The following is a 14,261-nucleotide window of genomic DNA, read 5'->3' as shown; positions in this document are numbered from 1 at the left end:
CATCTATTCGGTACGTAGAGTATTTGTAGCATTTTGCTCAAGCATGTTCCTGTGGTCAGCAGGAGTCAGTCTATACCACAGGAACGCAAAAACTATCAGTGATAAAAGAAAACTACTGGTAGCAGCAATCGTTGCATTTGATACGAAAAGTTTAACCATCTGAACACCCTCTGCAGGTATAATTGTTACATACCCGTAAACGACACCTCCCACAAGTGTCATAGCGCACATAAAAACAGCTACGACTCCCTTACTTCCACTTGGAAATTTCTTGTTTCTCTCCAATTTGCCTTCAGGTGCAGTTTTGTACCAGCTGTAATACCAGTATACAAGCAATAGCATTCCTATGGCAGAAATGAGGTATTGAAGTAAAAAGTACACCCTTAATGCTCCACCATCGAATTCAAAAAGGGTAGCAGATAATACTGGAAACAGTTCTACAAAAAAGCCGTCACTATGGGTAAGGGCATCAAGAACTATGTGTGATAGTGCTCCTATAGTAAGTGATAGAAAAATATTACTCAATCTTCTAATCGAAAAAAACGTGTAATTACCGGCAAGAGGTAACAATTTATTCTGATGACTGTGTGGCAGAAGGGTAATTAGTGGATATTTTAAAAATTTATGGAATATAAGAAGCACTAAAAAACCGACCGGTAGGCAAAATAGTAAAATACCTGGTATGGTATGAGCAATCAACCTGCCTGTTGTTAGTCTCAGAAAAAATTCAAAATCAGGTATTACACTCCCTACAATTAAAGCTGACAGAGAGAGTCCTAACTTTTGAAACGGAACAGCTACTACGGGGTGAGCGGTTGTAAGCGGCATGTAGAAAAGAGTATCCTTTCTTTTGATTTTTTCTCGATGAAAGGATACTTCGAAGCGGTATTTTTTTTATTGAAAAAGAGTGTCTTGGCTTAATCAGAAAAATTAGGGAGGTGGTTTATACCTCCCCTGGTACCAAGCTATCTCCCAATCAACAGTGGTTGAACCACTGATATATCACGATCTTTTTTAACCCTCACCATATACATTCCATTCGATAATCCCCTGGCATCCATCCTAATTACCTGCGCTCCTGCTCTAAATCTCTTTGGAGTTGAACTATACACCGTTCTTCCTCTGAGATCAAGAATATCAATTTGAACGGTGGAAACCCCATCTGCTCTAAAGTGATAAGTGAATTGATTACCCTGTTTTGTAATATGCGGTCCTCCGGATGTTCTTGGGACCACTCTGTTAGTAATACTTAAAGGTACTGCAGGACCATTTATTCTAACGATTGTACCAGCGTCACCAACGGCCCATCCCAAACTATCATTAACCAAATGCATAGACTCGATTCTAAGATAATTTGCCCGGGTACCCCGCTCTATACTCCAGCTCTCTCCGCCATCTTGAGTGTGCATAATCACACCCCAGTCACCTGCAATCCAGCCAACATTTTCTGATACAAATTTGATGGAATTTATCTGATCAGAACCAAACTCTAAATCGCTGAGTTGCCAGGTTTCACCACCATCTGCTGTGTAGTATAGATTTTCTCCACCAACCCAGCCTTCGGTTAAAGATGAGAAGTGCACCGCATTTACAGCCCCGGTGATGGTCTCGTCTGCACTCCTTTGCCATGTCTCACCACCATCACTGGTACTTAATAGCAGCCCGTTACTACCTCCGGCGATCCAGCCATTTAAATCATCCAGAAAAAATATTTCTCCAACCTGCTGCAGTGGTTCAGAAATTGGTGTTTCAAATAGTTCCCACGTTACCCCATTATCGGTACTTTTTAGAATGCGTATGTTTTGATGTTCCCGATTTTCAGGCAACAGCCAAACGATATCCCCTAGGGCTGCTATGGAAAGAATCCGATGACCAGTTTGATCGATTTTAGGTTCCCAGGTTTCTCCACCATCCTCAGTGTACAGAACCGAGTTATTAAACCCATTACACAGATCACTTTCTGCAAATCCTGCAGCCCACCCTCTATTTTCATCAACAAAAACAATATCATTTACCCTCTGCATCCCTCTAAGAGGCTCAAGACAGGTTTCATTACTTTCGTACTGAAGTTCCCAGGTCTCTCCTGCATCGGTTGTATGAAAAATCACCTGTGTTCCATGATCCACATAGAGCTTTATACCTGTTGCCCACCCTACCAAATCATTAATAAAGTACACACCAAACATCCGATACTGGGGATTGATTTGTATCTGCTCTATTTCAACATCTATACTTGCATCCCCCACACCATGCCAGGGATTAGCTGATATACATGAAAAGTCTCTGTCCCCAACAGCAACCATTCTGTTTTCTGTAACATGAACAGCCCATAACCCCTCACCTCTGTGATAGTTCATGCTAATTAGTTCCCAGGTCTGGCCACCATCAACAGTGCCAAGCAATGGAGGTGAGCCAAAACGCGAGCCAACAGTATACCCTCTGTTTGAATCAATAAACTGAATATCTCTAAGGTTGTAGTCTAAATCCAGCTCTTCCCAACTTTCTGCCCCATCGGTGGTTTTAAAAGCAGTGGAGCCCTGATACGTTGCTTGGGAACCATTTAAGCTGGTTGCCCATCCTAATTCATCATTCAAGAAAAATACGGAAGAGAATAAATTGCCATAGCCTGAAGTTAAAACTGATTCCCAGTCATCCCCACCGTTTTCTGTTTTAAAAACTATTCCAGAGCCATTTTCACCCGTTGTGTCGCCCCCTGCAGCAAAACCAGTTTGTGAATCCAGGAAAAACAAACGGTTAACTACTGAAAAATCCCGGGGTATCGACTTCCTTTCCCAGTTTTGTCCCCCATCATCGGTTCTATAGATGATCCCCACACGCTGTCCTTCACCTAACCGGGATCCCGGTGTAGCAGATTGCGCCCCTGCTATCCAACCAACTTCAGAGTTCAGGAAAAATACATCCCTAAGCTCATGGTCGATTTCTTGAGCCAGTATTTGCCAGCTGTCACCTCCATCCTCAGTGTAAAGAACCGTACCTCTTTGACCAACAACCCATCCCTGATCTTCGCTAACAAACTTAACCCCATTAAAAGCATCAACAACCGGCACCACAAGCTTCTCCCAGCTCTCTCCCCCGTCTTCTGTTTTTATAACAGTTCCATTTCTTGCATTTGTATCCTGATCCCAGTAAGGTGTCCCTACCGCATATCCTACCAAGTCACCTACAAATGAGTGATCTCTCAGATCAAATGAAGGTTCCCGGAATTGAAGTTCTGTATCAAATCCATATACAACAGTAATAAACGACGTGATAATAACAAGCAAAAACATCTTTTTGAGATACATTCTGCTCCCCCTTCTTACATTGTTTCTTCTATTTCAGTAAAGAATACAGTTTCTGAATCGATAAAATGAGATTCACCATCACCTGAATTGTTTTAGTGATAAGGAAGCGCTTCCCGATTCTTTTAAGTACAATGTGCAAAGGCAATGCCACGCTTATTCAAAACTCACCTTTTATGAGCACCCTGGGGGCTTACTGCTCTTTTAATTTCCAAAAAAGTTGGTTTTGCTTACAAGACCGACGCTGGAATACTACAGAGTTGTTAGTTTTGGAAAGAAACACACCAGATGAAGTTTAACCCTTGAATTTTGATCGTTGTACAAATGTTTTCCCAGAATTGTTTTATGTAACATATTATATTATTGTACTATCATTATTTTTAAATAATCACCATTTCTGGAAGGATGCATTATGCCTCTAAACACAATTCTCGTAATAGTTCTTATTGTTGCAGCAATCATTGTCTTTTTTACAGTGGCTTCTGCCTTTTCTTTGTGGATGCAAGCACTTATCTCTGGTGCACGCGTTGGTCTTCTTAATATTGTTTTCATGAGGTTTAGAAAAGTTCCTCCTAAACTTGTAATCGATTCAAAGATTATGGCGGTAAAAACCGGACTTGATATTTCCACCGATTCACTTGAATCTCATTTTCTCGCCGGGGGAAATGTTTTACGCGTAGTACAGGCACTTATAGCAGCAGACAAAGCAAACATTCCTTTGACCTTTAAGAGAGCGGCTGCAATTGACCTTGCCGGAAGAAATGTTCTTGAAGCAGTGCAAATGAGTGTTAATCCAAAAGTAATTGAAACCCCTCGTGTTGCCGCTGTAGCCAAGGATGGTATCCAGCTTACAGCGCTGACCCGGGTAACAGTGCGAGCAAATATTGATCGTCTCGTCGGTGGTGCCGGTGAAGAGACTGTTTTAGCCAGGGTTGGAGAAGGAATTGTAACAACCATCGGTTCAGCGATCAATCACAAACAGGTGCTTGAAAATCCAGACTCTATCTCCAAAAATGTCCTTGGAAAGGGTCTTGATGCCGGTACCGCCTTTGAGATCTTATCTATTGATATTGCAGATGTGGACGTGGGTAAAAACATCGGCGCTGAGCTTGAAACGGATAGAGCTGAGGCTGATAAAAAGATCGCTCAGGCAAAGGCTGAGGAAAGACGTGCCATGGCGATTGCAGCTGAGCAGGAGATGAAAGCTAAGGTTGTAGAGATGCGGGCAAAAGTGACTGAAGCCGAAGCAGAGGTTCCACTCGCCATGTCTCAGGCTTTTAAAAATGGTCAGCTTGGTGTAATGGATTACTATCGTATGAAAAATGTTGCTGCAGATACACAGATGCGTGAATCAATAGGCGGACAGCAAGGTTCGGAAAAAAAGAATAACAAAGATAAGTAGTCCTTTTTAACTTTGTTATGAAGCCTACAAAGGAGTATTATGCAAAATCTTTTTGAAAATCTTGAGACTTTGCTGCCAATTATAATTTTTATAATCTGGCTGATTGTTACCATCATCGCTTCTTCTTCCAAAAAAAGGGAATTACCTGAGGAGGATGAATGGCATCGCAAAGATACAGAACCGAAAGAGCCAAAGTCATCTGAATCCACAACATCTATTTCAGAGGAGCTTAAACGGTCTCTGGAAGGTATATTTGGTCCCCTGGAAGAACCGAAGCCTAAACCGGAGGTAAAAAGGAAAAAGGAGCCAGAAAAAAGAATCAAAGTCCAAAAAAAGGTTGAAAAGGACCCTTATAAAAAGGCTAAAGTTCCTTACCTCAATAAGCAAAAGAAGTTTCCTACGCTGGAAGAAGGTGTTTATGAAAGAGAGACAGAACCTACTCAACCATTGTTTACATCAAAAGAGCTTAGAAACGCAGTTGTGCTCTCAGAGATTCTTCAACTTCCTATTGCACTAAGGGAGGAAATACGGGAATCTCCCTGATGTTTGATTGGCCAGCATAACCTGCTGGCCAATGATTTAAGCTCTGTGTCTGAACCCCTTGTAAAATTAACTCAGGTTTAATTCTTACATTCTGTTCAGATAATAATATGTTGCAATACGGCTCTATTCTATCTATTTTATATGTCTTATTCTTTTTTCAATGCACTATGGAGGAAGTATTATGCCCAAAGAAACAGTTGTAAGTAGTTTTAGACTTAAAGGTAGAGAGATTCTCTCTTCTTACGCAAGCCTGACCCTTGAAGGTGTTATGACTGCTAAGGTAAAAAGAGGTTCAGAAACCTTCACTATAGAAGAACGCAATGGAATTGCAAAAGGTACTTCAGATGGAGAAAATGAAGCTATTTATATTCCTAACGACAAAGCGATTGCATCCATAGAAAAAAACATCGCACCTTTGCTTCCCCGCAGAGTAGTGATACGCAAACCATCTGATATCTTTGATGCCTGTTTCAAATTTGACCTGACTCTGGTTGAAAATGCAGGTCCCAATAAGAAGAAATGGGGTGGAAACGCTTGTTTAGCCTCTTCAACTGTATTTTTCCAAACCCTTCTGAAAGCATCCGGATTTAAACCCTGGGAAGTTTTCACTAACGGCCGCAAACCAAAATCTTTTTACATGCCTAACATTGCCTTCAATATGGTGTGTGGCGGAGAGCACGTACCAGGAACAAAACAAGATATTCAGGAGATGTTCTTTTTCTCCATGAAGGATAAATTGGTTAAAGATGTGCTTGTAACCGGAACGAAATTTTTCCGCCAGTTTGAGAAAAACCTGGTAAGGGATAACCTCCCCACTGGTACAGCAAAAGAGAGAGGGTTTGTATTTCCTGTAGAGGATAACTTTGAAGGTCTTCGCAGGATTAAAGAATGCGCAGACCAGCTTGGACTTAAAGACTCAGATTATGCGATTGGAACAGACAATGCATTCTCCGAAATTCAAAAAAGTGATGAGCTACGTGAAGAGGGTAAATATGACCTTCGCTTTTCCGGACAGGGAATTAAAACCAGAGAGGAACTGGTTGAGTTTGATTACTCAGTAGTGAAAAGTGCCTCAAACTTTGTTACTATGGAAGATCCCGGTTCAGAGCACGACCTTATTGCTCATAAGCTTATGAATGAAAAATACGGCGATCGCACTCAAATAGTGCTGGATGATATTGCTGTTACACAGATGCGTTTTATCATCCCTTTTCTGGCTGCACCAGAACAAAAAGACAGAGCAGGTAATTCTGTACTGATTAAATTGAATCAGGCAGGTACATTCACCGAAACTCTTATTGCTTCAAAAATCGTTCTCGGGCTTGCAGATGTAGAAGAAGTTGAAACCTTTATCAAAGCTCGTCGCGACACCCGCAAGGTTATGGCTGATCTAAAAAGCGTTGGTGTTAGCAGTATTGAAGAAGCACTCGAGAATATTGCAAATGGTGGTTTTACAGCCTTTTTCTCTCACCGTTCAACAGAAGGCTCATCAGAGTTTCTGCCCCTGCTTCCGCTCATGTTCGGCTCCGTGAGCCGTAAGGTTTGGTTTAAAGCCGGAGCTCCAAATGGTGAAAGAAATCTGCAAAATTATAACCCTTTGATCAGAGCTGAAGAAGAGATGCTTGAAAAAGGTATACCGGTTGAAGTTGCAGGTTTTGAAGGATTGCCTGATGGTGTTGAAATTCCAGCACTGGAACAATAATTCTCCACACCGTTGTGTACTATTTGGGGGGTTTCTTAAGCCCCCAACTTTTGCCTTAATGGCGTAGTATCCCCATTTATTATTTTTTCCAGTCTTTGTATTGTACCCTTCTTTTACGAACAATTTTGTGAGGTAGTTATGATTAGAGTAGGATTTATCGGCTGGCGTGGAATGGTAGGATCAGTTCTTTTAGAGCGGATGCAAGCTGAGAAAGATTTCAATGGCTTTGAACCAATCTTTTTCTCCACTTCCCAGGTCGGCGCTAAAGGTCCTTCACTTGGCTTCGATATACCAAATCTTAAAGATGCTTTCGACATTGATGAATTATTAAAATTAGATGTAATTGTTAGTTGTCAGGGTGGAGATTATACCACCAAAACATACAAACAACTTCGCCAGGCCGGGTATAAAGGTTTTTGGATTGATGCAGCTTCCACCCTCAGAATGAGCGATTCAAGTATCATTGTTCTGGACCCCGTAAACAGGTCTGTTATTGATAAAGGTATTCAGGATGGAGTACGGGATTTTATTGGTGGAAACTGTACGGTCAGTTTAATGCTTATGGCACTTGGCGGACTCTTTGAGCAAGATCTTGTTGAATGGATCTCTTCTATGACCTATCAGGCAGCCAGCGGTGCCGGTGCCAAAAACATGACCGAATTAGTAAAACAGATGCAGTTTTTGGGCAATTCAGGCCAAAGCGTTTTTGACCAATCTCGCTTCAGTGCACTTGAGCTTGACAGTGTAATTACTTCCAGCCTTAGAAGTGACTCCATGCCCATAGAAAATTTTACCGCTCCACTTGCTGCATCCCTGCTACCCTGGATAGACAAACCCATGGAAAATGGTCAGACCAGAGAAGAGTGGAAAGGGTATGCTGAAACCAATAAAATTCTTGGCCGCTCAGAACCGATTCCTATTGATGGAATATGTGTCAGGATCGGAGCTATGCGCTCCCATAGTCAGGCATTCACTATCAAACTTAAAAAAGATGTCTCAGCAGAAGAAATCACTTCAATTATAGATAATCATAACGAGTGGGTAAAAACAATACCGAACGAAAAAGAGCACTCTTTAAGAGAACTAACCCCTGCGGCAGTTTCGGGTACCCTCTCAGTACCTGTCGGACGAATTCGCAAAATGAACTTAGGTTCTAATTATATTTCTGCTTTTTCCGTAGGTGATCAGCTCTTATGGGGCGCAGCAGAACCAATCCGCAGAATTTTGAAGATCGTTTTGCAATCCCTTTAGTTTTTTTACAGTCTTTAGCTTATATCAGGAGGATAGGTAATCTTTTACCTATCCTCCTTTTTTGTATATAGTTAGATATTATTTACAGCAAAACATATTTTTGAATTTAAGCACTGCTTTTCCAAACTTATTAGGAAACTATTTTGGGTAATAAAACATTTCCATTTTTGCTCTTAATCCTCTTGGCTCTTAGAACTCAAGGGTCAGAATTCAATTTCTCCTCTGCATTTATACTACCAGGCATTTCGGTAAGCTATTCCAATAGGACCCCGTTCAGAAATCACGATAATATAGATCGAGTAGAGCAGCTTACCTCCAAAAAACTATTATCGCTGGGGGCCTTAGCAGGAAAACGCTTCCCAATAAATCACAAATTCAGACTTCAAATCACCGCAGATGTTCACTATGGTAGAAATGTCGCGGACACACTGTTTAATGTTTCTCTTACTGATGAAACTATTCGGGATCTACTACGTTATGAATACATATTTTCAGCCGGAATACTCCCCCAAATTCAACACCAACTGCCACTTCAAAACAATGCAAATTCATATTTCTATGCCGGTGTCGGCTTGTTTTACTCCACATACAAGGAAAAACTCTATGATTTCAATCAGACTATAACGATTGAAGATTCACAGCTAAGCTCCTCTTCTAGGTTCTCTTTTGCTTTAAAGACCGGTATAGGTGTAGAGTTCCCCGTTTCGAATAAAATAGGTGGAGCTGTTGTTTATGGAATAAAATTTTGGAGACCAGTAGAATACAATGAATCACGAGACCTCTTCCCTATGGGGATTGATTACAGAGAACGCTTTATTACCCATTCCCTTACTATTCACCTTCTTTTACCAGACCCATCCAGATCACAGTAGAACTTATGATTAAAGCGTATGTCCTATGATTTGTGCACAAAGCACAGTTGCTGCAAGTTCTGTACGAAGCCTATTTGGAGTTAATTTAACATAAACAACCTTAGTTCTATTAAACTCGGAGATCTCGGTAGCAGAAAACCCCCCAGGGGGGCCAATGATACAGGTTACCGGAGTCTGCTTGTCTCTTATCTCACTTTTCAATGTAGAACCGTTTGGATCTGCTACAATCATATGGGTCTTATCTTCTTCCAAAACTTCTTTTAAAATAGTTGGATATACCAATTCGGGGATATAAGGATAGAGGCACTGTTTCATAGATGAGATCATTTTTAATTTAAAACGTTCTTCGTATCTTCTCCACTTATCCCACCACGGTTTCCTGCAATGCTCAAAAATAACCGGGATTATTTTTTTTACCCCTAAAGCGGTTAATGATTCTATTGCTGATTCAAAGTGTGCTCGATCTGTAAGCCCTAATGCAATTGTTACATCAGGAGTGATTCTCTTAACTGACCAACTCTCCACAATATTACATTCTATACTACTTTTTAGAACAGATTCTACTTCACAGACAAATAGGTTTCCCTGCCCATCGGTTATCTGTATATGCTCTCCATCTTCTACTCTTAGAACAGCTATCGCATGTTGCTTCTCCTGACCATTGATTGTTATACGGTTTTTTGTTTTGGATTCTGAGTAGAAAAGAAAGTGGTCATTATGTTTTTTTTTCATTTTGTCCTCATTATAATAATTATATTTTCTTTTAAACCATGCAACAAGCAGCCCTAATTGAGAGAGCTAAATTGTAAAAAATAGTAGTGGAGTATACTATATAGTTCGGCTTAAACCTGTAGAATAAAATAAATAAATGATTAGCAACACATATGAATACTGATATAATTGATATCTTCAAAGAGAACTTCTACTTTTTTGTTCTGGTTTTTACAGCCCTTTATGGTTTTGCATTTTTGTATTTTTTATCCAGCCGCTTTCAGCACTCCCGCATTTCAAGAAAGTTTGCATTCCTTTTGTTTACTGTGTTTTTGTGGGCTCAAAGAGATGCTCTTGGTCACCTTTTAACCCCCTACTTTAGTACCAGCACCAATCTTTTCCTTACTGCAGCTCTTTCAATTTTTTATATGATTGTAGTACCTGTTTTTTTTGAGATTTTCATTACCGTTTACAACGCAAATGTTCCCAGTACAAAGAGATTTAACTATCTTGAAACAGTTCGAAAAGCAGCATGGATCGCTATCTTGGTTATTTATATACTGGCATTACTCTTTCCTTCTGCCATGTACGATAATTTCGACATTGTTGATAACTTATACATATACACATCTGGTCCGTTGATGCAAGCATACTTGCTACTTACATTTCTATTAACGGCGATTCCTTCGTTGTGCCTTATATTTCTCTCACGAAAAAACTTTAACTCAGAGCCATTTTGCTTTGGCTTTGGTGGGGTAACCTCTATAACCATTGTTACATTAACCAATTTTTTCCCTGGTACATTTGGTTTCTATTATCGACTTGGCTGTCTCAGTATTGCACTTTTTTGTATGTTTTCCTTCTATGGTATCAAGAGGTACGGGAAAGCATTTTCCATTGCAGAAATACTTGAGGAACGTGACAAACTAGTTATGACAGGAAAATCGCTTAAGCATTTACTTAACATCAAAGATCCAGAAGCGATATTTCAAAGTATTTGTGATTACGCAAGAGAGATTTCAGAATCTGTAGGATCAGCCATAATCTTTTTTAAGCAAGAGAAAAATTTTTCAGCTCAAATAAAATCTGTATCAGCTCAAACAAACACCCAAATTCTTTTACAGTTTTTAAAGCTTAATAGTTCTCATCTTCTTGAGAAAGACAGCTTGTTGTATTCCCAGTCACAATCATCAAAAACGCTACAATGCGATAACCTTCACTCTCTATTACCTTCAGTTATTAGTCAGCAGGAAAGTAAGGGGCTTTCAGAAAAACTAAACATTAAACAGATTGTAAGTTACCCCTTCATCTTTAATGAAAAAACACAAGGTACTGTAATATTATTCAGAGATAAAATAATAAACAATATAGACCTTTACTCAGTTTTTGCAGTTCAATGCTCTCTTGTGCTTAAGTTTTCTGATCAAATTAAAGAGATTGAACAAAAAAGAGCCCTCGAAGAACAGCTTCACCATGCACGTAAAATGGAAGCGATTGGAAGGCTTGCTGGAGGTATTGCTCATGATTTTAACAACATGCTTACAGGCATTAATGGTTATGCAGGGCTAATAAAGAGAAAGTTTAGCTCAGGTGATGCAACTTTATCAAGATATATTGATACCATTAGCTCTGCTGCCAAGAGATCTTCAGATCTTGTACAACAACTCCTAACTTTTGCCCGTAAAGAAAACATACGATCAGTCCCCTTCGATGTACATAAAACGATCAAAGAAGTTATTCATCTTTTAGGAGCCTCGATAAACAAAAAAATTTCACTTGATGCTTCTCTGCAAAGTAACAACCCTATTGTTACTGGCGATAATACTCAAATTCAAAATGCACTTTTAAATATTGCATTGAATTCAAGAGATGCCATGCCTTTTGGCGGTTCACTTACATTCCAAACAACAGATAGTACCATTCACCCTGATAAAGACACTTCAGACAATAGTACTCAAAACTTCATTATGATAAAGATAACTGACAGTGGTACAGGTATGAGTGAGGAAATAAAAAGACACGTATTTGAGCCATTCTTTTCCACAAAACAGGTAGGTCATGGGTCAGGCCTGGGACTTGCCAGTGTATATGGTATAATAAAGCGTCACCAAGGCAAAATTACAATGGAATCTAGCCCCGGGGAGGGAACATGTGTTTCAATTCTTTTACCACAAAGTGATAGTGAATATGATCAAAAAAATGAGCCTCTACCACTGATTAGAGGCAGAGGCAAGATACTGGTTGTAGATGATGAACAGATAATACGTGAAATGGTTGAAACTACATTAACAGAACTTGGTTATAGCGTTACATGCTGTTGTAACGGATCTGAAGCAGTAGCGTTATACAGATCTGAGCACAACTCTATTGATCTTGTGGTGCTCGATATAATGATGCCGGTGATGGATGGATTTGAATGCCTCAAACACCTTAAGTCCATTAACAAATCTGTAAATGTAATAATATGTACAGGACATAATCCTAAAGAGGGTAAAGAAGATGATTCTCTTAATGAAATTTCAGGCTATCTGAACAAACCCTACGATGATTTGGACCTATCAATAGCTATTTCCCAGGCACTGAAGAAGCAAAGTCCTGCTCAGAAAGCAAAACAGGTAACTTAGAAGAAATGTAATGCTGCAGATCCTTAATACTTATTCTATACCCTTCTTTGTGAAGAGTTGTACAAAAATCCATATGGGATCTTCCAGCCCTATACTGCGGCTCTGTGGGTGGGTGAAATAAATAATCATTTAAAAGAGATAAATCAGAACAGACCATTAAACTCGATTGATAATAATACCTATCAGGCTTACGCCCCATGTAGAGCGAACTTCCGAGTATTTTTTTTTCTTTAATGGCCAGATCACTTATCCCCCGATGCTCTACTCCATAAATACCAGCTATGTTCAAAGCACCAATGAAAGCATCATGAATTTTCTTAAATATATCAAGGGCGGTTTGCGATCTTTCCCTTTCACCCACGATTACCGTAACGAGCACACCAGGGGAAAGAACAACAGTTCCCCCTCCCCCTCTTCTCTGCTCCACAGTTACTCCATCTGCAGCACATCGTTCAAGCATTATTTCGTTTTCTTGTTTGCATGAAGGACCGTGAACTATCTCAATTTCTTTTTGCTGGTAAACCTCTACATACGGAAACTGACGTGCGATTGCACCATACATAAATACTGCATCGTTTTTTCGTAGTGGCCCTGGAAAGTTTGGACATTGTATCATACTCTAATCACCTCCTTTTCTTCATAAAACGACCTGACATGAAAAGAGAGATGTAGGAGAGAAATGGAATCATTTTACCCAAAAGCGGCTTTCGTATCTTTATTGCTCGCGAGGGGCACATCTCGTGACAACAATAACAACGTATACAGTCCCGGTAATTGTAAACTGGTGGCCTTTTCCTACCCCTTTTGCTCCGCCACATAACAGCTTTAGGGTCAACCGGACAAACCTGTATACACCTTCCACAACGGGTACAGGAATGGGTGATTATAACAGGACGAGGTGTGACCAGTCTTTTTAAACCCTTAAGAAATACAGTACCCGGCATGCTCTCTACTGGTTTTCTCACAATCTTAAATCTTTTATCAATGAATTCCTCAATACTGTCTCCCAACAGCTCAATTTCATCTTGTAGATAAGTACCCAGTCCGATCTCTTTTCCAGGTAACGATGTTGGTACAAATTCAGGATTGAGGTCTACAATTCTTGAAGCTACAGCATCGAGGGCGACCGGATCTGTAGATAGTAAAAGCAAACCAAGCTTTTTGGGGTCTCCGCTGCGTGGACCATTGCCCTCCATAGCTATAATAGCATCCATGATATACAGCCTTGGTTTTACGACCTGACATACATCAACCAGAATTTTAGAAAATTCAAGTACGTCCGGGAATTTTGCGTGATATTCCCCCTTGGTTGCACCTGGAACACATCCATATTGGTTCTTAACTGCCCCGGTTAATCTTGTCAGCCCATGAGATTTCAATTTAGGGATACTTACCAAACCGTCACACTCAAGAACCCCATTTGCAATATATAGCTTTTTACTGGATAGCCCCTTGGGATGAGAGACATATCTTCCGTGATCAAAATCAGCTAATTTAAGACCCAATTCATCTGCTACAGCTGCATGCCCACTTTTTTTCAGCGCATTTATTGCTGGTTGAAAACCACCAGGTGAATCGCCGTAATTTAACTCTGAAACCCGACTTTTGAAGAGTTTCGCTACTGATTTAAATACACTGGGATGAGTAACCACACAGCGTGCAGGATCAGTACCCCATAAAACGTTTGGTTTAAGCAGTAATTTTTCTGATGGTGATGCAAAACGCTTAATTCCACCTAAAAGCTCAATACCCCGTTTTAGAGCACTATCTAGCAATTCTTCGTCATATGATGAACAAGATACAAGTACAACTTTTGATTTAGCCATTTCCCCCCAATGATTTTTGAACATACAA

General features: G+C 40.1%; 11 protein-coding genes. 6 read left to right on the top strand and 5 right to left on the bottom strand.

All coding sequences use genetic code 11. The features are described 5' to 3' along the window. Positions 1-3: 3 nt before the first annotated feature. Both QA601_09565 and QA601_09560 read right to left on the bottom strand, forming a co-directional pair. Positions 4-828 carry a DUF4184 family protein gene (locus tag QA601_09565; GenBank protein ID MDG5815326.1) on the bottom strand — a complete coding sequence of 275 codons (825 nt, stop codon included), beginning with the start codon at positions 826-828 and terminating at the stop codon, positions 4-6. 137 nt (positions 829-965) lie between these two features. After that, entirely contained in the window at positions 966-3,305 is a 2,340-nt protein-coding gene (locus tag QA601_09560; protein ID MDG5815325.1) for a YCF48-related protein, read from the bottom strand. A gap of 409 nt (positions 3,306-3,714) precedes the next feature. Here QA601_09560 and floA point away from each other — a divergent pair, with 409 nt between their 5' ends. From floA to QA601_09535, 5 genes are all read left to right on the top strand, one after another. Further along, positions 3,715-4,704 carry a flotillin-like protein FloA gene (floA, locus tag QA601_09555; protein MDG5815324.1) on the top strand — a complete coding sequence of 330 codons (990 nt, stop codon included), beginning with the start codon at positions 3,715-3,717 and terminating at the stop codon, positions 4,702-4,704. A gap of 39 nt (positions 4,705-4,743) precedes the next feature. After that, the gene (locus QA601_09550) at positions 4,744-5,247 is read left to right on the top strand and encodes a hypothetical protein (GenBank protein MDG5815323.1); all 504 of its coding nucleotides are present in this window, start codon (positions 4,744-4,746) and stop codon (positions 5,245-5,247) included. Positions 5,248-5,428: 181 nt separating this feature from the next. After that, positions 5,429-6,949, top strand: a complete 1,521-nt coding sequence (locus tag QA601_09545; GenBank protein MDG5815322.1) for a hypothetical protein — start codon at positions 5,429-5,431, stop codon at positions 6,947-6,949. Between the two features lie 138 nt (positions 6,950-7,087). Beyond that, positions 7,088-8,200, top strand: coding sequence for an aspartate-semialdehyde dehydrogenase (gene asd / locus QA601_09540; GenBank protein ID MDG5815321.1), 1,113 nt, complete (start codon positions 7,088-7,090; stop codon positions 8,198-8,200). Between the two features lie 143 nt (positions 8,201-8,343). Beyond that, a complete protein-coding gene (locus tag QA601_09535) occupies positions 8,344-9,072 on the top strand; it encodes a hypothetical protein (GenBank protein ID MDG5815320.1) in 729 nt (242 codons plus the stop codon). 9 nt (positions 9,073-9,081) lie between these two features. On the opposite strand, the gene QA601_09530 is transcribed toward QA601_09535, so the two are convergent. Continuing rightward, a complete protein-coding gene (locus QA601_09530; GenBank protein MDG5815319.1) occupies positions 9,082-9,804 on the bottom strand; it encodes an RsmE family RNA methyltransferase in 723 nt (240 codons plus the stop codon). Positions 9,805-9,956: 152 nt separating this feature from the next. Between QA601_09530 and QA601_09525 the strand changes: the two genes are divergently transcribed. Then, positions 9,957-12,407: a response regulator gene (locus tag QA601_09525; protein MDG5815318.1), complete on the top strand. Its 2,451-nt coding sequence runs from the start codon at positions 9,957-9,959 to the stop codon at positions 12,405-12,407. On the opposite strand, the gene QA601_09520 is transcribed toward QA601_09525, so the two are convergent. Then, a complete protein-coding gene (locus QA601_09520) occupies positions 12,349-13,023 on the bottom strand; it encodes a hypothetical protein (protein MDG5815317.1) in 675 nt (224 codons plus the stop codon). The two genes, QA601_09525 and QA601_09520, sit on opposite strands and share 59 nt — an antisense overlap. Before the next feature lie 7 nt (positions 13,024-13,030). Then, positions 13,031-14,257, bottom strand: coding sequence for a DUF362 domain-containing protein (locus QA601_09515; GenBank protein ID MDG5815316.1), 1,227 nt, complete (start codon positions 14,255-14,257; stop codon positions 13,031-13,033). Between the last annotated feature and the right edge of the window lie 4 nt (positions 14,258-14,261).

It is taken from the genome of Chitinispirillales bacterium ANBcel5 (assembly GCA_029688955.1).
GTDB classification, from domain to species: domain Bacteria; phylum Fibrobacterota; class Chitinivibrionia; order Chitinivibrionales; family Chitinispirillaceae; genus Cellulosispirillum; species Cellulosispirillum alkaliphilum.
Note: the sequence above shows the minus strand (reverse complement) of the source record. Positions and strands in the feature narration are given on the sequence as shown.

What these genes read in the sequence shown, in the direction of transcription:
- QA601_09565 (MDG5815326.1), bottom strand. Translation starts at nt 828, where the DNA reads ATGCCGCTTACAACCGCTCACCCCGTAGTAGCTGTTCCGTTTCAAAAG.
- QA601_09560 (MDG5815325.1), bottom strand. Translation starts at nt 3,305, where the DNA reads ATGTATCTCAAAAAGATGTTTTTGCTTGTTATTATCACGTCGTTTATT.
- floA (MDG5815324.1), top strand. Translation starts at nt 3,715, where the DNA reads ATGCCTCTAAACACAATTCTCGTAATAGTTCTTATTGTTGCAGCAATC.
- QA601_09550 (MDG5815323.1), top strand. Translation starts at nt 4,744, where the DNA reads ATGCAAAATCTTTTTGAAAATCTTGAGACTTTGCTGCCAATTATAATT.
- QA601_09545 (MDG5815322.1), top strand. Translation starts at nt 5,429, where the DNA reads ATGCCCAAAGAAACAGTTGTAAGTAGTTTTAGACTTAAAGGTAGAGAG.
- asd (MDG5815321.1), top strand. Translation starts at nt 7,088, where the DNA reads ATGATTAGAGTAGGATTTATCGGCTGGCGTGGAATGGTAGGATCAGTT.
- QA601_09530 (MDG5815319.1), bottom strand. Translation starts at nt 9,804, where the DNA reads ATGAAAAAAAAACATAATGACCACTTTCTTTTCTACTCAGAATCCAAA.
- QA601_09525 (MDG5815318.1), top strand. Translation starts at nt 9,957, where the DNA reads ATGAATACTGATATAATTGATATCTTCAAAGAGAACTTCTACTTTTTT.
- QA601_09520 (MDG5815317.1), bottom strand. Translation starts at nt 13,023, where the DNA reads ATGATACAATGTCCAAACTTTCCAGGGCCACTACGAAAAAACGATGCA.
- QA601_09515 (MDG5815316.1), bottom strand. Translation starts at nt 14,257, where the DNA reads ATGTTCAAAAATCATTGGGGGGAAATGGCTAAATCAAAAGTTGTACTT.